This window comes from Solibacillus sp. FSL W7-1464 (genome assembly GCF_038004425.1).
Classification (GTDB): Bacteria; Bacillota; Bacilli; order Bacillales_A; family Planococcaceae; genus Solibacillus.
On record NZ_JBBORC010000001.1, the window covers coordinates 2,000,114 to 2,023,616 of the forward strand.

At 38.1% G+C, this 23,503-nt stretch carries 18 protein-coding genes; 9 read left to right on the top strand and 9 right to left on the bottom strand.

Features of this window, described 5'->3' with window-relative positions; genetic code table 11:
• Nucleotides 1-29 precede the first annotated feature (29 nt).
• The 3 genes from MKZ25_RS09750 to rsgA all read right to left on the bottom strand — a co-directional run bounded on the left by MKZ25_RS09750 (nucleotide 30) and on the right by rsgA (nucleotide 4,834).
• Complete coding sequence (locus MKZ25_RS09750; RefSeq protein ID WP_340801291.1) at nucleotides 30-1,826, bottom strand: M3 family oligoendopeptidase; 1,797 nt, start codon at nucleotides 1,824-1,826, stop codon at nucleotides 30-32.
• A gap of 123 nt (nucleotides 1,827-1,949) precedes the next feature.
• The gene (gene cls / locus MKZ25_RS09755; protein WP_340801292.1) at nucleotides 1,950-3,398 is read right to left on the bottom strand and encodes a cardiolipin synthase; all 1,449 of its coding nucleotides are present in this window, start codon (nucleotides 3,396-3,398) and stop codon (nucleotides 1,950-1,952) included.
• A 374-nt stretch (nucleotides 3,399-3,772) separates the two neighbouring features.
• Nucleotides 3,773-4,834: a ribosome small subunit-dependent GTPase A gene (gene rsgA / locus MKZ25_RS09760; RefSeq protein ID WP_340801293.1), complete on the bottom strand. Its 1,062-nt coding sequence runs from the start codon at nucleotides 4,832-4,834 to the stop codon at nucleotides 3,773-3,775.
• Nucleotides 4,835-5,215: 381 nt separating this feature from the next.
• Here rsgA and MKZ25_RS09765 point away from each other — a divergent pair, with 381 nt between their 5' ends.
• The 5 genes from MKZ25_RS09765 (at nucleotide 5,216) to MKZ25_RS09785 (ending at nucleotide 8,318) form a co-directional block, all read left to right on the top strand.
• A complete protein-coding gene (locus MKZ25_RS09765; RefSeq protein ID WP_339176601.1) occupies nucleotides 5,216-5,674 on the top strand; it encodes a MarR family winged helix-turn-helix transcriptional regulator in 459 nt (152 codons plus the stop codon).
• 12 nt (nucleotides 5,675-5,686) lie between these two features.
• Nucleotides 5,687-6,202 (top strand): GNAT family N-acetyltransferase, encoded by a 516-nt coding sequence (locus MKZ25_RS09770; protein WP_339176521.1) that lies wholly within the window; start codon nucleotides 5,687-5,689, stop codon nucleotides 6,200-6,202.
• Nucleotides 6,203-6,211: 9 nt separating this feature from the next.
• Nucleotides 6,212-6,814: an FMN-binding negative transcriptional regulator gene (locus tag MKZ25_RS09775; RefSeq protein WP_339176522.1), complete on the top strand. Its 603-nt coding sequence runs from the start codon at nucleotides 6,212-6,214 to the stop codon at nucleotides 6,812-6,814.
• Nucleotides 6,815-6,947: 133 nt separating this feature from the next.
• Complete coding sequence (locus MKZ25_RS09780) at nucleotides 6,948-7,475, top strand: YceI family protein (protein ID WP_340801294.1); 528 nt, start codon at nucleotides 6,948-6,950, stop codon at nucleotides 7,473-7,475.
• Nucleotides 7,476-7,646: 171 nt separating this feature from the next.
• Nucleotides 7,647-8,318, top strand: coding sequence for an HAD hydrolase-like protein (locus MKZ25_RS09785; RefSeq protein WP_340801295.1), 672 nt, complete (start codon nucleotides 7,647-7,649; stop codon nucleotides 8,316-8,318).
• Between the two features lie 332 nt (nucleotides 8,319-8,650).
• Here the strand turns inward: MKZ25_RS09785 and MKZ25_RS09790 are convergent, their stop codons facing one another.
• A complete protein-coding gene (locus MKZ25_RS09790) occupies nucleotides 8,651-9,337 on the bottom strand; it encodes a hypothetical protein (RefSeq protein ID WP_340801296.1) in 687 nt (228 codons plus the stop codon).
• Between the two features lie 300 nt (nucleotides 9,338-9,637).
• Here MKZ25_RS09790 and MKZ25_RS09795 point away from each other — a divergent pair, with 300 nt between their 5' ends.
• A complete protein-coding gene (locus tag MKZ25_RS09795; protein WP_340801297.1) occupies nucleotides 9,638-9,976 on the top strand; it encodes a GlpM family protein in 339 nt (112 codons plus the stop codon).
• A gap of 76 nt (nucleotides 9,977-10,052) precedes the next feature.
• Here the strand turns inward: MKZ25_RS09795 and MKZ25_RS09800 are convergent, their stop codons facing one another.
• On the bottom strand, nucleotides 10,053-11,405 hold the full coding sequence (locus MKZ25_RS09800) for a TraB/GumN family protein (RefSeq protein WP_340801298.1): 1,353 nt from the start codon (nucleotides 11,403-11,405) through the stop codon (nucleotides 10,053-10,055).
• Between the two features lie 397 nt (nucleotides 11,406-11,802).
• The gene (locus MKZ25_RS09805) at nucleotides 11,803-12,927 is read right to left on the bottom strand and encodes an IS4 family transposase (RefSeq protein ID WP_340801179.1); all 1,125 of its coding nucleotides are present in this window, start codon (nucleotides 12,925-12,927) and stop codon (nucleotides 11,803-11,805) included.
• Nucleotides 12,928-13,145: 218 nt separating this feature from the next.
• Between MKZ25_RS09805 and MKZ25_RS09810 the strand changes: the two genes are divergently transcribed.
• Both MKZ25_RS09810 and MKZ25_RS09815 read left to right on the top strand, forming a co-directional pair.
• The gene (locus MKZ25_RS09810) at nucleotides 13,146-13,622 is read left to right on the top strand and encodes a YusW family protein (RefSeq protein ID WP_340801300.1); all 477 of its coding nucleotides are present in this window, start codon (nucleotides 13,146-13,148) and stop codon (nucleotides 13,620-13,622) included.
• A gap of 647 nt (nucleotides 13,623-14,269) precedes the next feature.
• A complete protein-coding gene (locus tag MKZ25_RS09815; protein WP_340801301.1) occupies nucleotides 14,270-16,777 on the top strand; it encodes a sensor domain-containing protein in 2,508 nt (835 codons plus the stop codon).
• A gap of 65 nt (nucleotides 16,778-16,842) precedes the next feature.
• Here the strand turns inward: MKZ25_RS09815 and MKZ25_RS09820 are convergent, their stop codons facing one another.
• The 3 genes from MKZ25_RS09820 to MKZ25_RS09830 all read right to left on the bottom strand — a co-directional run bounded on the left by MKZ25_RS09820 (nucleotide 16,843) and on the right by MKZ25_RS09830 (nucleotide 21,585).
• Entirely contained in the window at nucleotides 16,843-18,657 is a 1,815-nt protein-coding gene (locus MKZ25_RS09820; RefSeq protein WP_340801302.1) for an ABC transporter substrate-binding protein, read from the bottom strand.
• 19 nt (nucleotides 18,658-18,676) lie between these two features.
• On the bottom strand, nucleotides 18,677-20,173 hold the full coding sequence (locus MKZ25_RS09825; protein WP_340801303.1) for an ABC transporter permease: 1,497 nt from the start codon (nucleotides 20,171-20,173) through the stop codon (nucleotides 18,677-18,679).
• Between the two features lie 62 nt (nucleotides 20,174-20,235).
• Nucleotides 20,236-21,585 (bottom strand): ABC transporter permease, encoded by a 1,350-nt coding sequence (locus MKZ25_RS09830; RefSeq protein WP_340801304.1) that lies wholly within the window; start codon nucleotides 21,583-21,585, stop codon nucleotides 20,236-20,238.
• A 170-nt stretch (nucleotides 21,586-21,755) separates the two neighbouring features.
• Here MKZ25_RS09830 and MKZ25_RS09835 point away from each other — a divergent pair, with 170 nt between their 5' ends.
• On the top strand, nucleotides 21,756-23,492 hold the full coding sequence (locus MKZ25_RS09835) for an ABC transporter ATP-binding protein (RefSeq protein ID WP_340801305.1): 1,737 nt from the start codon (nucleotides 21,756-21,758) through the stop codon (nucleotides 23,490-23,492).
• Nucleotides 23,493-23,503 lie beyond the last annotated feature (11 nt).

The following is a 23,503-nucleotide window of genomic DNA, read 5'->3' on the forward strand; positions in this document are numbered from 1 at the left end:
TGTGTTTTTTCACAGCCCCTTTTTGCAACCTATTTCGATGTTAACGCAATAAACTCCTCGACATCTTTTTCACAAAGTGCGATTCCTTTTAGCCAGAACTCTTCTTTCGTAATGTCTTCGCCTAAATGCTTCATTGCCAATTCTTCAACTGTCATGACCGCTGTGTCACGCAACAGAGCCATATACTTTTCTTCAAAGCCCTTACCTTCTTCTTTTGCTTTCGCGTAAATGCTTAATGAGAATAAATAGCCGAATGTGTACGGGAAGTTATAGAAAGGTACACCTGTAATATAGAAATGCATTTTTGATGCCCAGAAGTGCGGATGTGTTTCACCTAACCCGCCCGCATGTGCTTCAATTTGAGCTTCTTCCATCAGTTCGTTCAAGCGTTTCGTTGATACAATGCCTTTTTTACGTTCATCATAAAAACGCGTTTCAAATAAATAACGTGCATGGATATTCATAAAGAAAGCAACTGAACGCTGAATTTTATCTTCCAGTAACGCAATCTTTTCCTGTTCGGTTGTTGCTTCTTCAACTGCTGCATCTGCAACAATCATTTCTGCAAACGTTGAAGCTGTTTCGGCGACATTCATTGCATAGCGGCGGTTCAATGGATGAACAGGGCGCAGTGCATACGAATGGAAAGCATGTCCCAGTTCATGTGCCAGTGTTGAAACATTAGACATCGTGCCGGAGTAAGTCATGAAAATACGAGATTGCTCTGATAAAGGCATTCCTGTACAGAAACCGCCAGGACGTTTATTATCACGGTCTTCCGCTTCAATCCAGCCATCTTCAAACGCCGTACGTGCAAAGCTTTCCATTTCTGAACCAAAGCGGCCGAAATGCTTCAGGATAAACTCGGCACCTTCTTGATAGGACATTGTAGCCGTCGAATCCGTGACCGGAGCATCAAAGTCAAACCAATCCAATTGCTCTGTACCTAACAGTTTTGCTTTATGCTGCAAATAGCCTGCAAATGTTGCCTTACGGGATGTAATGGCGCCCCACATCGCATCGATTGTTTCCTGTTTCATACGGTTAATTTGCAGCGGCTCTTTTGTAACGGAGTCCCAGCCGCGCTTTTTATAGACGGCTAAACGGAAACCTGCCAAGTGATTCAATGTTTTTGCAAAGAACTCTTCCCGCTCTGTAAACACTTTTTCCAAAGCATCAAATGCCGCTTTTCGCACTGTGCGGTCTTTATGTGAACTTAAATTGTTCGCTTGTCCTACTGACAGTAATTTCTTCTCGCCATCCACTTCTACTTCCACTTTAATATCGCCGATCAGCATGTTATAAAGCTGGCCCCAAGAACTGTAACCATCAACACCCAATGCTGAGATTAGCGCTTCTTCTTCTTCGGATAATGATTCTTTCGATTTTTCGCGCCATTCCGTTAAGATGAATTCGAATTGAGCCAATTCTTCTGTCTGCAATAATGCTTCGAAAATTGACTGCTCGATTTTACCCAATTTTTGATTGAAGCTTTCCAGGATCGGCGATAAATTTGCCGCAATGCCGGATAATTGGCCTTGCAGTAGTAATGCATCACGATCCGTCGTGTCTTGTGCTGTTAAGCAAGAAAGCATCGCCCCTGCCTGGGAAATATGCAGCATTACTTCTTTGATGCTTTCCAGTATCGATTGGATTTCCAATGCAGCGTCACTATTATGTGGTACTTCGAATTTGTCGATTTTCTCTTTTAATACTTCCAGTTTAGGTGTCAAACTTTCAATATGCTCGATTAATTGTGGAGAAGCACTACCGCCAGGAAAAAACACATCCAAATCCCAAACTTCAGGATATTTAACATTCACCATTTCATTACCCACTTTCTGAATTGTATTTCAATTCTTATTTTACTAAAAAGTAAGGTGAAATGCTCGAAAATATTTCGGTTTTAGAAATAAAAAACTAGCCTTTGTGATCGGCTAGCTCCTTTATCATAAAATCGGTGATATTAAACGCGAAACGGATTCCCGAATTTTTGTCCAATTTTTACGTTCGTCATATTGCTCCTTCGTTAATTCAAAACTGTCCTCAATATCTGCTTCAAACAGCTCCCTGCACTGTATCGCCAAATTGGAATCATAAAGAATGGCGTTAATTTCGAAATTCAGGCTAAAACTGCGGACATCAATATTGGCCGTACCAATTGTCGCCACTTCATCGTCTATGACAATCATTTTTGCATGAAGGAAGCCTTTTTTATAACGGTATACCCGACCGCCAACCTCCAACAAGTCGCCGCTGTATGCTGAATTGGCTCCATATACGAAAGCATGATCGGTTACTTCGGGCGTCATAATGCGCACATCAACGCCTGATGAAGCAGCAATTTGAACCGCATGCATAAATGGCTCGTCCGGTACGAAATACGGAGATTGAATATAAACATACTTTTTGGCACTTAAAATCATCCGGATATAGCTGTTTTTAATCGATTCAAAATCCGTATCAGGGCCGCTCGATACGATTTGAACAGGTGTGTCCGCATCAACTGTAAACGTTGGAAAATATCTTTGTTCGATTTCAGTCAGCTCTTCTTTTCTCGCCTGGTACCAGTCAAATAGAAAATGCGCCTGCATGTTGTAGACAGAATTACCCTCGATTCTCAGATGCGTATCGCGCCAATATCCGATATCGTCATCCAGACAGGCGTATTCGTTCCCGACATTAAACCCTCCGATATATCCAATCCTTCCGTCAATAATAATAAGCTTCCGGTGATTCCTGAAATTGATACGCGGATTAAACAGCTTAAAATAAGATGAAAAATACGCTTCCACCTGTCCGCCGGCATCCGTTAATTTTTTCAGATCCTTTTTCCGTAATGTCCGTGAACCTAGATCATCGTACATCATCTGCACTTCAATGCCCTCTTTTGCTTTTTTAACGAGGGCATTAAAAATACTTTTACCGACATCATCCATTTTATAGATGTAGTACTGAATATGGATGGTCTGTTTTGCATTTTCGATATCTTCAATGACCGAACGGAATTTTTCTTTCCCTTCAGACAGTATTGTGACATCATTTTTTGAACTCAGTAATGAATGGTTATAATCAACATTCATCTTAATTAGTGCTTCATGTTTTTTTGTAATGGCATTCGGAAATTCATATGTTCCCTCTTCCAATGCAATTTTCTGATTTTGAAATGCATCAAGTGATTCCTCCTGCTGTACTGCATGCCATCGTACAAAATGTTTCTTCTGTAAATTCCGTCCTAAAAGTAAATACAGAATAAAACCAAAAATCGGCAAGAAAAAGAGCACGAATATCCATGCCCATGTAGATGAAGCGCTTTTTCGGCTGATGAATATTAATACGAGGGCAAGTAGTATGTTCAAAGCAAATAAGGTGACGGTTAAAATACCAGTGACTGTCATGAAATTCATCTCTTTTCATTATTTAATTTTAAGAGGAAGCAACTGTTAAATGTTATAAATTACTAGTTTCTTCTACTATTTTCCTATTCCCTTCAATTAAAGTTTTGAGACACGAATATACATTTTTTAAAGGAAACGATTCATTATTCAGGCAGGATTTGCATTTAACGTGAAAATGAAAATAACGCTTACCTGTTAAGTAAGCGATGACTAGTGTTAGTTACTAAATTCCAATTCGATTTTTTGAAAAGATAATGGCGCTGCAATCTCCTTACTCCATTTATTATAGCCCAATCCTTCTTATATTCAATGACTGTTCAAACTAACAGACCGCACAAAAAACAGATGCACAAAGTCTGTGCACCTGCTTGTATTTATCTCGCTTTCTTTATGCTTTTTGATATTTGCTTCCATTTACGTTTTTCGGCAAGCTGGGCATCTGTATTCGCTTTTTTCTCGATATAGGCAAGTTCGCGCTGCAGTTTAAAGAAGCTCGTCAACCTTCCAGCATCAAGCGCTCCTTCTTCAACTGCCTGCAAAACAGCACAACCGGGTTCATTTTTATGCTTACAATCGCGGAACCTGCAGTTTTCTGAAAGCTGTTCAATATCGGAAAAACTTGTATTTAGACTGTCTCCCTGATCCCAAAGCTGCAACTCCCGCATTCCAGGAGTGTCGATCAGGCAAGCACCGGATGGTAAAACAACAAGTTCCCGGTGTGTCGTCGTATGACGGCCTTTTGCATCATCTTCACGGATTGTGGATACTTTCATTTGTTCTGTGTTTAGCAAAGCGTTCGTAAGTGTTGACTTCCCTGCACCGGAAGAACCGAGTAATGCCGCAGTTTTCCCTTCAGTTAACAGGGCATGTAATGAAGCCATTCCTTCACCAGTCTGCGCACTCACCGTCATCATATCCACACCAAAAGCAACCGATTCAATTTCTTTTAAAAACGGCGTGACATCCTCACATAAATCCGCTTTCGTTAATACAATAACCGGTGTTGCCCCTGAATCCCATGCAGCTACTAAATACCGTTCTAAGCGGCGGATATTAAAATCATCATTTAAACTCATGACAAGAAAAATGAGATCTACATTTGTCGCCACGATTTGTTCATCGACTTCAAGACCTGCCATTTTTCTTGTGAATTTGGATTTTCGATCAAATAAATGATGAATAATGGCACGTTCTTCTCCCGGCATTTGTTCGATGATTACAAAATCACCGACAGCCGGGTAATCTTTTCTTGATAAGGCATGGTAAGCAAAGTTTCCTGACACCGTTGCCAAATACTCCCCCTGTTCTGTCAGGACACGGTAGGAATGTTTATGTTCGAGGATGACGCGGCCCACAAGCTTTGTCGTCATATCAATTGATAATGTTTGTAGTTGTGTATCAAAAAATGTTGTAAAACCTAATTGTTGTAAATTCAATGGAATTGCCTCCTAATGGCGTATGATAGTTTATTTGTTTTTCAGGCAAACAAAAAAAACCTTATGACCAGCAATTTTGCCCGTCATAAGGTTTCATACGCACAGTAAAGAAGCGTGACTCTTCTGTATTAGAAGGCACTATTGTGGCGAATGTCATATGACAAGCATAATTGCATTGATTCAATCTCATGTAATTTAGTCATATTCATCACCATCTTTCTCCATTAGTTATTCCAACTATAACAATAGATAGAATGTTTTGTCAATACAGTTCCCCAAGTTTATTTAATACAAGAATGCATTTATTTTTTGTTGCATTTGCAACAATAATCTTTTACGCTAAATGTGTAGTTGCATTTTATATTACACACTTAAAAGGAGCTGAAAGAGATCACTCTATTACGTGAAATCGGGATGATAGCCCGTGCACTTGATTCGATTAGCAATATAGAATTTAAAGAATTTGATTTAACAAAAGGGCAATATTTGTATGTCGTTCGTATTTGTGAACAACCCGGAATTATTCAGGAAAAACTGGCAGATTTAATTAAAGTAGACCGTACAACAGCGGCCCGTGCAATAGCAAAGCTTGAAAAAAATAACTTTATCGAAAAACGGGATGATCAGGTTAATAAAAAAATAAAAAAACTGTATCCAACAAACAAAGCTTTAGCAATTTACCCTTCTATACTGAATGAACATAAACATTCTGAGAATACAGCCATGTCGGGATTTTCTGAAGAGGAAAAAGCCCAACTTGCTACTGCATTAAACAAAATGCGAAAAAACATTGAAAAAGACTGGGAAAATGTAAAGCGAGGAAAAAAACGCAATTATTAAGGAGTAATTATAATGAACATTCAACTAATACATTGTACTACCGAAAATTTAGACGCATTACAAACAATCAGCCGGGATACGTTTTACGAGACGTTTCATGAGCAAAATAGCGAAGAGAGTATGACAGCTTATTTGAATGATGCTTTTTCAGCAGAAAAACTGACAACCGAGCTTGAAAATAAACACTCACTATTTAAGTTACTGTATGTAAATGATGAGCTGGCAGGTTATTTAAAAGTCAATGCAGATGAAGCACAGTCAGAACAGTCAGGGCAAGATACTCTTGAAGTAGAACGAATTTATATTTTAAGCCGTTTTCAGAAACTCGGTTTAGGGAAAGTATTGATGGATGAAGCGATTAAACTGGCCAATGAAAAGAATAAAAACAAAATTTGGCTCGGCGTATGGGAAAAAAATCTGAATGCCATTGCTTTCTATGAGAAAACTGGCTTTGAGAAGACAGGCTCTCATTCATTTTTCATGGGTGAAGAAGAACAAATTGATTTTATTATGACAAAACATTTGTGAGGGAAAACGATGTATATTCCAAAGCAGTATCAATTAACAGATAACCAAAAAATTCGTCAACTCATTAATGAGTATAGTTTTGCGACAGTAGTTTCCATTCATCAAGGGGTACCGACCGCCACTCATTTACCACTCTATTTAAGTGAAGACGGAAAGTTTCTATACGGGCATTTTGCACGTGCCAACACACAATGGAAAGATATTCTCGATCAACAGGTGCTCGCCGTCTTTAATGGCCCTCATAGCTACATCTCTTCTTCCTGGTATGAAACAAAAGATTCAGTACCAACTTGGAATTATGTAGCGGTCCATGTAAAGGGGCTTATCGAAATGATGGAAGATGAAGAAGAAATCCGTCTATCTCTTCACCATTTAATTGAAAAATATGAAACTCCAAATAGCACCTATGATGTAAATGCGGTTGACTCCAAATATATGACCGGCTTATTGAAAGGGATTGTGCCATTTAAAATACGGATTAGTTCCATTGATGCTGCAGCAAAATTAAGCCAAGGTCATTCGAAAGAACGCCAGGCACTCGTCATTGATGAATTATTAAAACGGGATGACGGATTTGATGAAGAAATCGCAAAATTAATGCTGAAAAATTAACGCCTTGTAAAAAGTTTGAATTATTGAAATAGTCTTATATATTAATTGACACTCTTCTCCTAATATGGTAAATTTATCTCGAATTCAAGGTAAAGATTTTCTTGAGTTTCATTATAGTTGGGAGGAATTTATCATGGCAAAATGGCAAATCGATCAGGCACACTCAACAATTGGTTTTGAAGTCAAGCATATGATGGTGTCGAAAGTTAAAGGTCAGTTCACAAATTATTCAGCGGATGTAGAAGTTGATAATTTAGAAGATTTAACATCGGCACAAATTGAAATTACTATCGATACGACGAGTATTACTACAAACAATGAAGATCGTGACAACCACTTAAAATCAGCGGAATTCTTTGATATTGAGCAATTTCCCGACATTAAATTCAACTCAACAAATGTCACAAAAGATGGTGACGATTATAAAGTTTCAGGCGATTTGACGATTAAAGATGTCACAAAACCGGTCGTATTTGATGTGGAATATGGCGGCAAAGGAACAAACCCATGGGGTGTGGAAGTTTACGGTTTTGAAGCGGAAACGAAAATTGACCGTGAAGAATTTGGCCTGACATGGAATGCTGCACTTGAAACAGGCGGCGTTTTAGTAGGCAAAGATATTAAAATTAAAGTAGAACTTGAATTAAACCCAGCACAATAATCATGAATGAACAGCCGTAGCTATTTTCGAAACGGCTGTTTTTTTTTGGAAACTTTCCGTTTTTTAGAACGTCAAATGACAAAACATAATTTTCCAGTTGAATGTGAGGTACTGTTTTGCGGAGTTAAACGAAGAATCATTCGGCTTTAAAATTAATACGAGGTGAAGTTAATGCAAACAGCAATTATTTTTGATATGGATGGCACTTTATTTCAAACCAATCTTATTTTAGAACCGGCGCTTGAGTGTACATTTGAGTATTTACGTCATAAGAATCTTTGGTCAGGTGCTGCCCCTATCGAGAAATACCGGGAAATAATGGGCGTTCCTCTTGATGTCGTTTGGAAGACGCTGTGTCCGGATCACTCGGATAAGATTCGTAAAAAGAGCAACGATTATTTTCAGGCGGCACTTATTGAGGAAATCCGACAAGGAAACGGCGCACTTTATGAAAACGTATTGCCGACACTTCAATCGTTGAGTGATTCTTATCCATTATATATTGCCAGTAATGGCGAATCGGCTTATTTACAAGCAATTATGTCTACTTATCATTTAGACCGTTGGATAAAGGGGTGCTATAGTATTGATATCATTCCATCGAAAAATAAAGCCCAACTTGTTGAACGAATAATGAAGGAACAGAATATAGTCAGCGGTTTTGTCGTTGGTGACCGCGCATCCGATATTAACGCGGCGATTGACAACAATTTAATAGCCATTGCAGTTAACTTTGATTTTGCCCAGCAAGAAGAAATAAAAAAAGCCCATCATATCGTTGAACAATTCCCGCAGCTGATCGATATTATAAAAACCTACCGAATACAAATACAGGAGGTTTAACATGACAATCTCGACCAAAAACTCGGATTTGCTTAAATTAAGCAGTATATTTGCAGTCTTTGGGCTACTAGTAATTGTTTTTAACGGATAGATTGCCAATACACTCGGTTCAATTAGGATTCGGTCTCTCGGTGGTATATCAGATACGAATGAATACATATTTATAAAGGCAAGTTACGCCAACGCATCACATGTTGCTGGCGGGATATTGTTGAGCATCGGATTATCAGCAATGCTGTTCAGCTGGTATCAGCTTAGAAGTTAATAATTTTTACAAAACAAAAGCATCGACTATGGAATCGATGCTTTTGTTTCATATATTGAGATGAAAATTATTTGTTTTTACTTTTATATGTTTCATGAACAGAAGTTTCCTGAACCGGTTCATCAGGAATTCGGTTGTACGATTCTTTTTCAGTTTCAACTTTTGTTTCTCGCTTTAGCTGATTGCCTTCGACATGACTGCGTTCATCATAATTTTCCATCTCTTCATCATTTCGCTCATCCGGTAATCGATTATATGACTCTTTTACAGTCCCAACAGATTTGTCTGTATGACTGTCCCCTTCCACATGACTTCTCTCATTGTAATTTTTCATCACTTCATCATTGCGTTCGTCCGGTAAACGGTTATATGATTCCTTCACCGTCTCAACAGTTTTATCTCTTTTTAAGCTATCTTCTACATGGCTGCGTTCATTATAATCTTTCATTTTTGTTTCATCACGCTCATCCGGTAAGCGGTTATACGATTCTTTATTCGTTTCTAGGCTTTTTTTTTCCTCATTTTCTTCGATCTGACTGAGTTCATTATAATTTTCGATTTTCTTATCATCACGCTCATTCGGTAAACGGTTAAACGATTCTTTATTCGTTTTAAGCAATAAATCATCTTTCATAGATTCATTTTGCACATTTACGTGATTCGTTTCATCAAACTTTTCTACTTTCTCGTCTTTACGTTCATCAGGTAAGCGGTTATATGATTTTTTATTTGTTTCAGATTCTTTGTTTCCCATTTTTCCATTCCTCCTACTATATCCATGTAGCTGACAATGTATGATGCGTGATAGTCATCTCTTCCCGTAAACAACTACATAAAAACATGTTGTGTAATTGGACCAGTAGTCAATCAGTATCGATAGAAATGTTGCTGATTATTCTGCAAACCGCCCTGTTTTCTAATAGTATAATCTTAGAAAATTCACCATGGAGTTCTCGTTTTACTTAATTAATTCTGTTTTCCGAAGATGCTATTGATAGATGCTATTCGATGATTTATAGTTATTGTATTTTAATGGAATTGAGGTAGGCGAAACGTGTTTTATGTGATTCAGTTTATTCTTGGTGGTACAGTGATGCTGCTGGCTTCTTGGTTAAGCAAGTCGAATTTGCACTTTTTATCCGGTATTATTACATTGCTACCGATATTAACGTTGCTTAATATGCGGATGCAAGTGAAAAATATGACGGAAGAAACTTTTCATATTGTGCAGCAAAATGCCATTTTCGGGGCTGTCGGTATGTTATTATTTACTGTACTTGTTTTTTATTTTTCAGGTATGTGGAAGCCTGGATATGCCATTTTAGGAGCTCTTTCCATCTATATCATTTTCATGGTTGCCGGCAGACCTTTGCTTACTTTAATTCATTCTTAATTCATATTTTTATGTAATTCAAAAAATAAAACGCATGGTCCGGGTACTTTCGTAACCAGCTCCATGCGTTTTTAATTTATTGATAAAACGGTTTTACTTCATAACCGCTTTCCTTTAAATGATAGCGAATATTTTTATCAACTAAAAAGTGACCCGCGCCGACAACGACAAAGAATGTCCCTTTCTGTTCTTCCAATACATCGACAAGCTTTGCGGCCATTTCTGCGTCGCGTTTACCAAACAGCATCTGATTGAACTCGGATGTATCCCCTTCCATTTCGTTTAAGCTTTCCGCAAACTTTTCCGCATCCCCTTTCACCCAATTCGTGAACCAGTCTGCCATTAACTGAACATCTTCTTCGGACTGTTCTGTAGGCTCCAAAATACCGTCCAGTGCGGCTACCAATGATTCTTCCTGGGATTCTGGTGATAGAGATTCAAACATATCGACTTGCGCATTGATTCCTTCCAGCTCATAAATAGGTTTTTGCTGTAAGTAGGCACTTAATAAAAACTGCATATCCACTCCATGCATCGCCATTTCCTCTGCAGTTAAACCAAATGCCCCATCCATCATCATCGTCGAGAAATTATTGGAAAGCAGCCACGGCTTTTGCATTTCCAGCTCTTCCAAAGGCATTTCAAGCTGTGCTGCGACCTTTTGCAGTTTCGCATACGTTTCTTCACTTACTACATCCTTAACTGTACGACCATCATTAAACATCGCTTTTTCAATATAGTACTCCATCCCGGTAGGATCCAATAAGTTCGCTTCAACGAAAAGGCCGTCCGACTCATCAAAGGCTTTCGTCAATTTTTTATGCATCGGGTACAGATCCGGTGTTCCTACATGAATAGAGCCGAGCAAATATACTTTTGTATCTTCATCTTCCACTACCCACGCTACACCTTTTGCCCCGGCACTTGCCTGCTCAAATGTATCCTGGATTAGGCGCACTGCAAAAATTACCGCATGTTGAGCAGTAGCTTTTTTATCAAGCATCAAGCCTTGTTCCGAGCCTTGTAAAACTTTATGTTTTTGCATATATGTTACAGCATCATCTGCTGTATCTAATTTGTATTGTCCGACAATATTATAAAGACTGCTAATAATATCGCCGCGAGTTCCATCACCTTTTACAGCAACGGGCTTAAAATCTTCGTTTTTATCCAAATTTAAACTTGCAATTTTTTGTGCAGTCTTTTCAATCAATGAATCTAAACGTTCCGATGTAATTGGGGAACGGAATCCATCATAGTACCATTCAATCGGAAAAATTCCGTATTTTTCGCCTTCATTTAAAGTTCCGATTGCCCAGCTGCTTATATCCGGTGTTACCTCATCAGCTTTAACGGCAGGCATAATCGATGTAAGCATCAATGTAGTACCCAATGTTGTAGCTAAAACGGTTTTAGTCATCTTTTTCATTCAAACATCCTCCTGCATTAGAAAGTCATTTCCAATTGGTTTTATGAAATAAATTGGAGAGACGAGAGAGGAACTTATGCTTAAGTTCATTTTCCATTAAAATCTATTTCACACAATAAGTGTAACATAATATTTTTAAAATATAGAATATTTTGGCATGTAATATATTTTCCGATTTTCCTAATATAATTAGATGTTCTCATTATTCGCTATAGTTAATATGACATAAATAAAATTAACTATATTTTCCTACACTACCGTCGCGTAAATATTTACTGAATTTTCTGTTTTCTAACTTTCCCTTTTGAGAAGAAAAACGAAGACACGCAAGTAGAGGTAGTAAACATCCATTTTTTTACTATATCCTTTGGCGAGGGCGACAGAAATGTGAAACTCTTTATGGGACGGCATTTCCTTTGATTTTTCGAATCCAAATTTTCGCTGGTTTCCATAGGGCTGCTTTTAAATACCGACTGATTTGTAAGTATGTCCGTGAACTATTTGTATGGAGCTGAGCCAGTACGTTTAAGCAGTAGACGATCATCGCGATATACACTTGATTATGCACAGCTTGTTCACTTTGCCCATAAAACTTTTTAATGTTTAAGTGCTGTTTCATCCATTTGAAGAACAGCTCGATGGCCCAGCGTGATTTGTACAACTCAGCGATTTCGTCTGCACTTAAATCAAAACGATTCGTAATCAAATGTAGCTCATTTCCCTTTGAATCCAGTACTTTGATGAGACGAAAGGCATTTTCGGCACGATTTTGCGTCGTACCAATCAGAATCATTTCATCGGATAATACCGCTGAATTTTCGGGTAGCTCAAATGGCTCTATCACACGTGTGACAGCGTTTTTGCGCAAGCGTGAGACAAAGAAATAGCCGTCGTCTGTCATGCGGTCGAATCGCTCATAATCTAAGTAACCTCGGTCGAACACGTACATGCATTCTTTGTCGTCAATTAGCACTTCTAATTGGCCTCGATCATGTTCTTTTGCGTTTGTCAGCACGGCTTTGTCAGGATACGAACAGCCCTTTTCTAAGTAAACCAGACGTAAATGGAGTTTGATTCCCGACTTTGTTTTACGGAATTCAGCCCATTTGTGATTGTTCAAATTCAATGGCAACGTACTCGAGTCGATAATTTTGAGTGGTGTCGTCACTTTTCGACGTTGTTCAAAATGTGATTTCTCATGAATTTGTGCGACTAAATCGAGAAATACCTGCTGGAACACATCTGTCGGCACTTGATTTAACCGACGCCCTAACTGTGAAAAGCTAATTGATTCTAAATCCGTCGCTTTTTGAAGGTCGTCTGAAAATAATGTATCACTGACAGCACGCAGACTTTCGGTTTCATTCAGCTGCGCAAACAACAATAATTTAAGAAATGAAACGACGTGTAACTTCTTTGTATAGTAATTTAATTGATAGAATTCAACCAATTCCTCTAATTTTGTCGAGGTAATAGGGGAAAACCATTGTTCAAATGATGTTTTTCGTGTAAACTTATCCATGCGATTGTCCTTTATTTTGGATTTGGATGGTTTACTACCGCCCAACCATTATAAAGGATTTTTTTGTGCCTGGATTATATTGCAGAAAATTCAGTTTTATTTATAGCGTTGAATTATTTTAATGCGACGCTAGTGATTTTCCTAAATAATATTAAGTTGATTAATTTTTAGCTAATCGGGTAATTTAACAGTAGTTATAAGAAAGGTGGTTACCATTCATGAAAAAATTTGCATTGTTTTGCGCCTTAAGTACAACTGCATTATTAGTAGGCTGTGGTGACAGCGAAGAAGCAACCAACTTACCTGATAATGCGCCGACGGAACAAAATACGATGAATCAGACAAGTACTGTTACCGACACTTCGGATGCCCCATTTAACTTTACTCACTTTGATTTGGATATTCAGTATGCGGATGATAAAAGCTATGAAGTGAGTTATGAAAATGAAGCATCACGAGCGGAAGCACAAATTGAAGATGAAGTAAATAAGACAAAAATGGAAGGTAATGAGGCAACAAACAAATTGGTGCCGATTTTTGAAAGCTTCACATTTGACGCTAACACTGACAATGAAGCAGTTATAGATGAAGTACTTCAGAAATTTGAACAACCTGACAGTTACTTGGAAGTGGAAATAGAAATTAAGTATGTTGATGGTACAGTAAAAGAATACCGACGTGCCGGACAGCAATAATAAAAAGTATATTGAAAAAGAAGTAGATAGTTCAAATCCCCCTTTTAATAGAAAATCTTTTTTCATTTAGTAACAAATGCCGTTTTCTCAATGAGAAAACGGCATTTTTAATTAACTTTTAAAAACATATAGCAATAATTTATTCCTCCAGCAATGCAAAAGCATCACTTAAGATATAGTATCTGTCCAATATAGATAAATATTTCTTTTTTAAGTTATATCGCTTTTATTTTTGCTATATATTCCATATAATTTTGAAGCTGTAAGTATAAATAACTTCCGATTATTGCTCCTTTACGGGAGATCATAAAATGGTCTCTATCGAAGAAAAGCTAACACCGTTCTGCGACTTTTACTGTTTTAGATAATTCGCATTTTGTACTCCTTGTAATTTAAATACCTTTGAATAACCTCTTCCTGAAAATGTTCTATACAGTTTAGCGTGAAGCTTTTAAATGTTTGGATATTTACCATTTTTTATTGAATACTTTTAATACCTCTACATTTTCATTACGTTTTATGATTAAATATAATTAATATCGAAAATAGTATTTTTTTATCATATAGTGTAAAATTCGGTTGACAAGCAAATGTTAATTTCTTATTTATCAATGAAGTGGATTTTATAGAGGGATGGTGGAAAAATTATGGAAAATGATTTGAACTATCATAAATTCAACCAATTATTTTTGGGTCGAAATCTCAATCAGGAAGTGAATAAAGACTTTTTCAACTATTTCACATCTCTTACGAATAATCATCCGAATATTGTTATTGTATTATCTAAATTCGGTGAAGTACTTTCATTAAATTATAAAAAAATCCATACACTACTCGGTAAGCCGATTATAGATGATAAAGATTTACTGCAGTTTGTTTACGGAAATAACTTACATTTACTCAAAAACACTTTCAATAAAACATTACAAGGCCATACTGAAAAATGTAATATTGAAATAAAAAATAATTTTAATCAAAAATTATTCCTCGATCTTACTTTCATACCAATTATTATTGAAGAAGAAATTGTCGGTATTTATTTAATCGTTACCGACAATACAGATAAAACTTTGATGAAACAAGAATTAATGCAATGGGAAAATCATTTAAACTACGCACAGCAAATAGCTGAAATCGGAAGCTGGGAATATCTTTTCAGCGAAGATAAACTCATCTGTTCCAAAAATTTTTATAATATGTTTGGACTGGGCTATCAAAAATCTATAAGTATTGATGAGCCGTTTAAACAGATACATCCGGATGATTTGGACCTCTCTATCCAATATTTAAATAAAGCGATTAATGATGGTGAAAACTATACGCATAAAGTCCGTGTTTATCATAGAAAGACAAATGAGTTAAAACATTTCAAAGTACATGCAGAGGTGTTTTGTGAAGAAGGAAAGCCAGCTAAAATCTTCGGCATCATTAAAGATGAAACATATCAAATATTGCTGAAAAAACAGCTGATCGAACAGAATGAAGGCTATAAGTCAATTTTTGATAATCTCACTTCTGGAATTTGGATGCGGAAACAAATAGGCGGTAAATTCCTCTTTGCTTCTAAAGGATTGGAAGACATATTGGAGATCCCCCTATCCACTCTATATGAGGATTCAAAAGCCTGGTATAACATGATCCAGCCCATCCATTTACAAGAGTTGGAAAACGGTAAAAAGAAAATGATGAACGGGCAAAGTTTCCAGTGGATCTATCGGATTAACTCCGGAAACGGCACAACTAAGTGGCTGCTTGAAGAAGTTGTCCCCCGTCTTGATGATCATGGCCAAATAACGAACATATTCGGTTTAGTTACGGATATTACTTATGAAATAGAAAAAGAACATCAAATAAACTATCTATCCAACTACGATAATCTCACAGGCTTGCCAAATCAGCAAAGTCTATTCAAAAAATTGGATGACATGTGCGAGACTGATGATCCATATGCCATTCTTTATTTCGACCTGGACCGCTTTAATATCATCAATGATTCACTTGGTTATTTTATCGGGGATGAAACTTTAAAATACGTTGCAAACCGCCTTGAAAAAATAATGCCTAAAGACAGTTATCTAGCGCGTTTGAGCAGCAATGATTTTATTATGATCATAAAAAATTTCGAAAATAAAAAAGAAGTGATTCAATATGCCAAAACAATCATCAAAAAAATTAGAGAACCGTTCACCATCCAGGATTATGAGTTAAATATTTCGACTAGTATCGGCATTACCTTCTATCCCGAAGAAGGAAGGGAAAAATTGACCCTATTGAAAAATGCTCACACAGCACTTTATAAAGCTAAAAAGGAAGGAAAAAGTACTTATCAGCTTTCTTCTGATGAAGGTGATCTATCAACTTATAAAAAGTATGCATTGGATCGCGATATGCGAAAAGCGATTTCAAATGAGGAATTTGAGTTGCATTTCCAGCCGCAAGTAGAAACAGGCACTGGTTCTCTTTGCGGAGCCGAAGCATTAATTCGCTGGAACCATAAAGAATGGGGATTAGTCTCTCCCGGTGAATTTATTCCACTTGCGGAAGAAAACCATATGATCAATGGGATAACTGATTGGGTGATTGAAAAGGTATGCCAGCTTCTTAAAGAATGGAAAGAAAAAGGACTGCCTATCATTCCAATAGCAATTAATATCCCACCTATCCGATTTATGAAAAAAGGGTTGTATCAACATGTGAAAACACAATTGGAATATTACGGCATTGATCCGTTCTATTTGGAATTCGAAATTACAGAAGATACGTTGCTGAATATAGAATCAAGTGTATATTCAACGATTCAAAGCTTAAAAGAGCTCGGGATCCGGATTGCGGTTGACGATTTTGGTACGGGCTATGCATCTTTAGCTTCGATTCGAATGTTTAAACCGAATAAAATTAAAATCGATAAAATATTTATAGATAATATTAATAATGAGGATAAAGTAGATAACGGCATTATTTGCGCTACGTTGCACTTAGCGAAATCGTTGGAGATGAATGTAGTTGCTGAAGGTGTGGAAGAATTTGAACAGCTTAAATTTCTCAAGAAAAACGATTGTGATGTCATTCAAGGGTATTTATTTTCCAAACCCGTTAAAAAAGAAGAGTTCGAAAATATCCTGAGAGCCGGTTATCTATCTCCTCAAGTTTCATAATTAATCATTGTTAGTATAAACAAAGAAACCGAAGCAGCTTTCCTTGCCGCTTCGGTTTTTTTATATTATTTTGATTCGTTATAGGCTTTTAGGAATTCTTTCACTTTTGCACTGTCTGCTTCCAGTTTTAAACCTGTGTCGATTAAAGGTGAAACTGTTGATACAGCCGGCTTTTTCTTACCTTGGTAGTAGCTGATGAACTCGTCTTGATTGATCGAGTGAAGTACTGCTTTACGTAAGTCTGCAGATTTCGCCGTTTCACGACCGTTTGTATTGAACAATAAGTAAGATACGGCATTGCTGTCAGCTGTTTTTAATTGTAAGTTTTCATCGCCTTCCACTACATCTGTTTTTGTTTCAGGAACAGATTGTAATACGTGGATTTCACCATTACGCAATGCAGATAATGCACTGTCATTGTCCTGGATGAAACGAACGCTGATGTTTTCAATTTTCGGCTCGTTTTCAGTTCCTGCCTGGTATGCAGGATTCTTCACAAATGTTGCTTCATAATCGTTTTTCTTCACTAAAATATATGGACCAGATGCTGCTAAATGATTGGCATAGCTTGCGCCTTCAGTAACTGTCGATTGGTCACCGTAAGCGATATCCGAGTTCAGGTCATAGCTTGCAACATCAAATGTATTCACTGCCGTTACCGCAGCTTCTGATACAATACCGCCAGATTGGTGCGCTAAGTAGTTTAATACTTGCGGGAAAGGATTTGGCGTTGTCAATTTAACAACTTGGTATTTCCCTGCTGCATTGTCTACATCTTTTTCATCTGTCACAACTTCAGAAATCGCTGCAGGCAGTTCATCCGATAATTCTTCCAAAACAGACTTGCCATCTGCTGTTTTCACTGATTCCAACGAACTGATATCCGATACGATTTCTACTGTATCAATATTTTCATGGATGGAATATGTGCGGTGATCCGGCACCGATGTTTCATCTTTAGCACGGTTTAATGAGAATACTACATCTTCTGCTGATACTAAATCCCCTGTATCCACCGCTTTTTCACCTTCAACTTTTGCGAAGTTAATATCATCGCGCAGGACGAAATAATATTCTTCATTGTTTTCGGCAATTGCATGGTCGTATGATAGTGAGCCATCTGATACGACTTCATCTGTATCCGATAAATTCACTAGGCGAACATACATATTCGTGTTCAATGTATTGATCGATCCATCGTTCGCCTTGACCGGGTCAAGGGAAGTCAATGATGCCAAGGCTTGGTGAAGCACTAATGTTTCAGATGCATTTTTCCCTTCATCATTGAATGAAATCGTTTCCCATGCCTGAGCTCGTGATTTTGGCAGACGTACTGTGTCCGGATTAACTTCCGCTTTATAAATACCTTGGAATTTTTGAGAAATATATAATGGCGCAATATAGGCATTGTCGAATACTAAAGCTTGTTCCAGCTCTTTATATTTTTCCTTTGCTTCATCACCTGTTAATGTGCTTGCTTCATCGATTAATTTATCGACTGTTTCATCCGAAGTCCGGCTGTAGTCCCCGCCTGTTTTGAATAAGCCGCGTACCGCATAGTCCGGGTTACCAGTTACAGTCGTCCAGCTTGAAATGGCAATGTCAAAGTTGCCCGCATCCTGTTGTGCTGTAAATGAACCGTAATCCGGCTGAATATTCAGTTTTATATCGAAACCGTTCTTCACTAATTGGTCACGTACAATATTCATGTCCTGCTCCGAAGAGGACATACCAAGTAATTCGATGACTGGCTTTGCGCCAGCCGTTTCAGAAGTTGCTGAATCATTTTCTTTTACATCCGATTTTGTTTCAACACAGCCTGCTAAAGCTACTGCTGCCACAGTTGCTGTTGATGCTAACGTAAATAATTTTTTATTCATGAAAAATTCCTCCAAAAAGTTAATTAGATTTTGGGTCCAATGCATCCCGCAGTCCATCGCCGAAAAAGTTGAACGATAAAACAAGCAGCATAATACATAGCCCCGGGAAAATCGCTAAATATGAATGTGATTCTAAATACGTACTTCCAACTTTTAAAATATTGCCCCACTCCGGTATATGCGGTTCGATACCTAACCCGAGGAAGCTTAAACTACTAGTTGAAATAACAGCTCCTCCGATTGTTAATGTTGCTTTGACAATCATCGGTGCCAGCGCATTTGGAACGATATGCTTGAAAATAATCGAGCGGTCATTTGCCCCTAAAGCGCGTGCGGATTCAACAAATTCATAGTTTGAAATCTGAAGTACATTCGCCCTCATTGTCCGCGCATAAGTCGGGATAGCACCTACACTTAATGCGATAATCAAGTTTGTCGTATTCGCGCCAAATGCGGCAATAATCGCAATTGCCAGCAGAATTCCAGGAATCGCATATAAAATATCCAATGCACGCATAATCATATTGTCGGTATTTTTGCCGTAATAGCCGGAAATCGCACCAAGCGCCCCGCCGATGATCGCAGGGATGATCGTAGCACAAAAACCAACGATCAATGAAATTTGCGCACCGAACACAATGCGTGAAAATAAATCCCGGCCGAAATTATCGGTACCTAACGGATATTCAAGCGTCGGTGTTTGCAGCAATACCGCATAATTGTTTTCCACCGCAAAGTCATAATCGAATGTCCATGAGCTGACAACCGATAAACTGAACATGAAAACGATGAAAAACAGTCCGAATACCGCCATCGTATTCCGCAAAATCTTATTCCATGTTTTTTGCCATTTCTCTACTGCGGACGGATCTGCATTCCGCGCTTTACGGATTAACGTAATACCTAGTAACAGCGAGAAGAAATTGCCTGTCAAAGTTGGAATCAGCAGTACAATTCCAAGCGGCAGCATCCATTTCGGCGCTGTGTCAGGCGTGACATATTTCGCGATGAACAGCGCTGTTGCCAAATACAGCAATGCGAGTAGAATGAAACCGCCCATAGCAATGACAAATGTATCGACTACATATGGTTTGAACAAATTAAATCCCGAAATCAGGATAATGAATATTTGCGTCATAAAAGCATAAACAGCAAAAGTATATTCTGCCGTTTTGTTTTTCGATGCGAGCATAAAACCGTATCCGGCAGCAAATACATTCCCGACGAAAATTGTAAGTATCAGCGGGATACCAAGCAGGCGTGTACGCTTTGTCAGTTCCCGGTGCTCCGATAAATCCTTTTTAATAAGAAGTGATGTGAGCCAAACGTAAATCGTTGTACCAATATAAATCACAAAAAAACCAACTACATACGGACGCCAAACACCTTCTGAAAAATTAAAACTATAAAGTAAAAACAGCAATGAAAAAATCGCAGAAAAAGCAATGGTAAACTGTGCATTTACATACTCTTGTGTTATTTTCAACAGCAGTTTTACGTCTGATATAAATTTCACGTCGTTACCCTCTCCTATGATTTTTTCATTTTCGAACGAATTCTCGGGTCAAAGAAAGCGTACTAAATATCGATCAGCATGTTCACAATGGAAATGGTGATCGCAATATAAACAACCCCGCCCAAAATTGCCGGAATATCCGGAATAAACTGCTTGTCGACAATATAACTTCCGATACCGCTAATATTAAATACTTTCTCTGTTACTGCCGCACCACCGAGCATTCCGCCGAACAATAGTCCAATCACTGTAATAATCGGAATCATCGCATTCCGGATCGCGTGCTTTGTAATTACTTTCCGTTCACTCAACCCTTTTGCTTTCGCTGTAATAATATAATCTTCATGGATTACTTCCAGCATACTTGATCTTGTCATGCGGGCAATCGATGCAGTGATCGATGTTCCGAGTACAACAATCGGGAGAACGATCGACATCCAATTGCCCGGATTATACGTCGCTGGGAACCATTTCAATTCAAGCGAGAACGTCAAAATAAAAATCAGCCCTTGCCAGAAACTTGGAATCGATAAACCGATCAATGCGATCAGCATAAATACATAATCGATAAATGAATTCGGACGTACTGCCGAAACAATACCGACCGGAATGGCAATGGCAATCGCCATCAGTAATGAGAACATCGCAATTTCAAGTGTTACCGGAAATTTGTTCAATATGCTTTGCGTGACATCTTCCTTTCCGGCAAAAGATGTTCCTAGATCAAATGTGAACAAACCTGACAATGAATGCCAAAGCTGCACTAAATAAGGCTGATCCAACCCGTATAGCTTGTTAAAGTTTTCGACTTGTGCAGGTGTAGCCTCCACCCCAAGCAAATTCCGGGCGGGGTCAAACGGTGAAATATACAAAATCGTAAACACGAGTGTCGCCACCCCAATGATAACAAACACACTTTGTATTAAGCGCTCAAAAATAAAGCGAGCAAATGGATTACTCGTTATGAGTAGTAAAACATACATCAAAATACCGGGAATTATCGTAATCAGTAAAAAGTTGGGACGTTTTAATAGTGTACTAAAATAATTTTTGTAGGAGTTTTCCACTACTCCATTTGCCGCAAGTCTTTTTTCAACTTCTCGCTCCAATTTTTTTTGGGCAAGCGCCTTGGCAGCAAGAATGATAGTTTGCTCATCGACATTTTGATTAAAAAATTGAGCTTTCGTCCGTTCCTCTACTTCATATTGCTTATGCCATTCGAAAACTTTCTCGTCTTCTATTAATTGTCTCTTCACATTCATAGCTTTTTCCGCATACGTTGATTTAGATCGATTTACTAAATAGAACGGAATTGTAAAAATGTGTACGAGCAGACCGAGCAGCATGAAAGCAAAATAATAACTTTTTTTCGAAGCATTTTTTTGAAAGCTTTCAAAAAATAAATGCTGCATGAAATAAAAGCAGCTCCTTTCTTACCAATTCTTTTCACCCTTAATGCTGTGTAAAGAATCTTCACACTTTAAATATTGTATAATTCCTACCTGTATAGTAATGTATTATGTAGAACGAACATTCAGAAGTCAATGAAATTATTTTATTTTTATTAAAGGATGAGCATTTTATGAGTAAAAAGTTGCTTCAAGTAAAGGATTTACGTGTATCTTTTATAACTGGCGAGCAGGAATTCGAAGCCGTTAAAGGCATAAGTTTTCATGTAAATGAAGGTGAAACAGTCGGAATTGTAGGAGAATCCGGTAGTGGTAAAAGTGTAACGGCCCGTTCAATTATGCGTTTACTTCCTTCCCCTCCTTCGTTTTTAAAGGATGGAACGATTGAATTCCAAGGAAAAAATTTAATTACCCAAACGGAAAACCAAATGGAAGCAATCCGCGGAAAAGACATTAGTATGATCTTTCAGGACCCGATGACCTCAACAAACCCTACTATTCGTATTGGAGACCAAATTGCGGAAGGTATCATAAAGCATCAAGGACTTTCAAAAAAAGAAGCGTATATAAAAACAATTGAACTACTAAAATTAGTCGGAATAAAAAATACCGAAGAACGTTATAACCAATACCCCCATGAATTCAGTGGCGGAATGCGACAACGCGTTATGATAGCAATGGCATTAGCATGTAATCCTTCCCTTCTTATTGCCGATGAACCGACAACAGCGCTTGACGTAACAATCCAAGCACAAATTTTATCTTTGATGAAGGATATGCAACAGCGATTTGGTACGTCTATTATATTGATAACTCATGATTTAGGTGTCGTAGCGGGAATGTGCGACCGGGTTGTTGTTATGAAGGAAGGCGAGGTCGTCGAACAAGGTACAACGGAAGAGATTTTTGCCAATCCGCAGCATCCTTATACAAAACGACTATTATACGCTTTGCCTAAGCTTCATGAACCGAAACAGCCAAAAGAACTGCCAAACTTGTCGCCTGACTTGAATATTAATGTGCCGTTAGTCGAAGTTAAAAATATATCCAAACATTTTGAATTAGCAAAAGGCAATGTATTAAAAGCTGTGAACGACTTATCGTTCCAAATTTTCCCGGGTGAAACATTAGGGCTTGTTGGTGAATCAGGTTCCGGAAAATCAACAACCGGACGTACGTTATTGCAGTTGCATGAGCCAACAGACGGTGAAGTTCTTTACAAAGGTGTACCCGTTAGTCGCTTAACGAAAAATGAACTGAAAAGTATGCGACGTCATATGCAAATTATTTTCCAGGATCCATATTCAAGTTTAAACCCAAGAAAAAAAGTGCTGGATATTATAGGAGAAGCATTGGATGTGCATAAACTGTCCCCTTCCAAGGAAGCACGCCGGGCACGAGTGGAAGAATTGCTGGAGCTTGTAGGTCTGAAAAAGGAGCATGCACTTCGCTATCCGCACGAATTCAGCGGCGGTCAGCGCCAACGAATCGGAATTGCACGTGCATTAGCTGTAGAACCTCAATTTATTGTTTGTGATGAACCATTATCCGCGCTTGATGTGTCCATTCAAAAACAAGTCGTGGATTTACTAAAAGATTTGCAGCAACGACTAGGATTAACGTATTTATTTATTGCACATGACTTGTCGATGGTAAAACATATTAGTGATCGGGTAGCTGTTATGTATGGCGGGAAAATTGTCGAGCTGGCAGAAAGTGAAGAGCTGTATGCCAATCCGCAGCATCCCTATACGAAAATGCTGCTTGATTCGATTCCTATTCCAGATCCGGCTATCGAAAAACAGAAAAAGCGTCGTGTACTGACAGACGAAGAGCTGATAGCGAACCGGTTTGATGTCGAAAATACGGAGCTGGTCGAAGTTACAGAAGGTCATTGGGTAGCCATTTAACAGTAAAAAGA

Coding starts and splice junctions, on each gene's coding strand:
- MKZ25_RS09750 (WP_340801291.1), bottom strand. CDS start 1,826: ATGGTGAATGTTAAATATCCTGAAGTTTGGGATTTGGATGTGTTTTTT.
- cls (WP_340801292.1), bottom strand. CDS start 3,398: ATGACAGTCACTGGTATTTTAACCGTCACCTTATTTGCTTTGAACATA.
- MKZ25_RS09770 (WP_339176521.1), top strand. CDS start 5,687: ATGAACATTCAACTAATACATTGTACTACCGAAAATTTAGACGCATTA.
- MKZ25_RS09775 (WP_339176522.1), top strand. CDS start 6,212: ATGTATATTCCAAAGCAGTATCAATTAACAGATAACCAAAAAATTCGT.
- MKZ25_RS09780 (WP_340801294.1), top strand. CDS start 6,948: ATGGCAAAATGGCAAATCGATCAGGCACACTCAACAATTGGTTTTGAA.
- MKZ25_RS09785 (WP_340801295.1), top strand. CDS start 7,647: ATGCAAACAGCAATTATTTTTGATATGGATGGCACTTTATTTCAAACC.
- MKZ25_RS09790 (WP_340801296.1), bottom strand. CDS start 9,337: ATGGGAAACAAAGAATCTGAAACAAATAAAAAATCATATAACCGCTTA.
- MKZ25_RS09800 (WP_340801298.1), bottom strand. CDS start 11,405: ATGAAAAAGATGACTAAAACCGTTTTAGCTACAACATTGGGTACTACA.
- MKZ25_RS09805 (WP_340801179.1), bottom strand. CDS start 12,927: ATGGATAAGTTTACACGAAAAACATCATTTGAACAATGGTTTTCCCCT.
- MKZ25_RS09810 (WP_340801300.1), top strand. CDS start 13,146: ATGAAAAAATTTGCATTGTTTTGCGCCTTAAGTACAACTGCATTATTA.
- MKZ25_RS09815 (WP_340801301.1), top strand. CDS start 14,270: ATGGAAAATGATTTGAACTATCATAAATTCAACCAATTATTTTTGGGT.
- MKZ25_RS09820 (WP_340801302.1), bottom strand. CDS start 18,657: ATGAATAAAAAATTATTTACGTTAGCATCAACAGCAACTGTGGCAGCA.
- MKZ25_RS09830 (WP_340801304.1), bottom strand. CDS start 21,585: ATGCAGCATTTATTTTTTGAAAGCTTTCAAAAAAATGCTTCGAAAAAA.
- MKZ25_RS09835 (WP_340801305.1), top strand. CDS start 21,756: ATGAGTAAAAAGTTGCTTCAAGTAAAGGATTTACGTGTATCTTTTATA.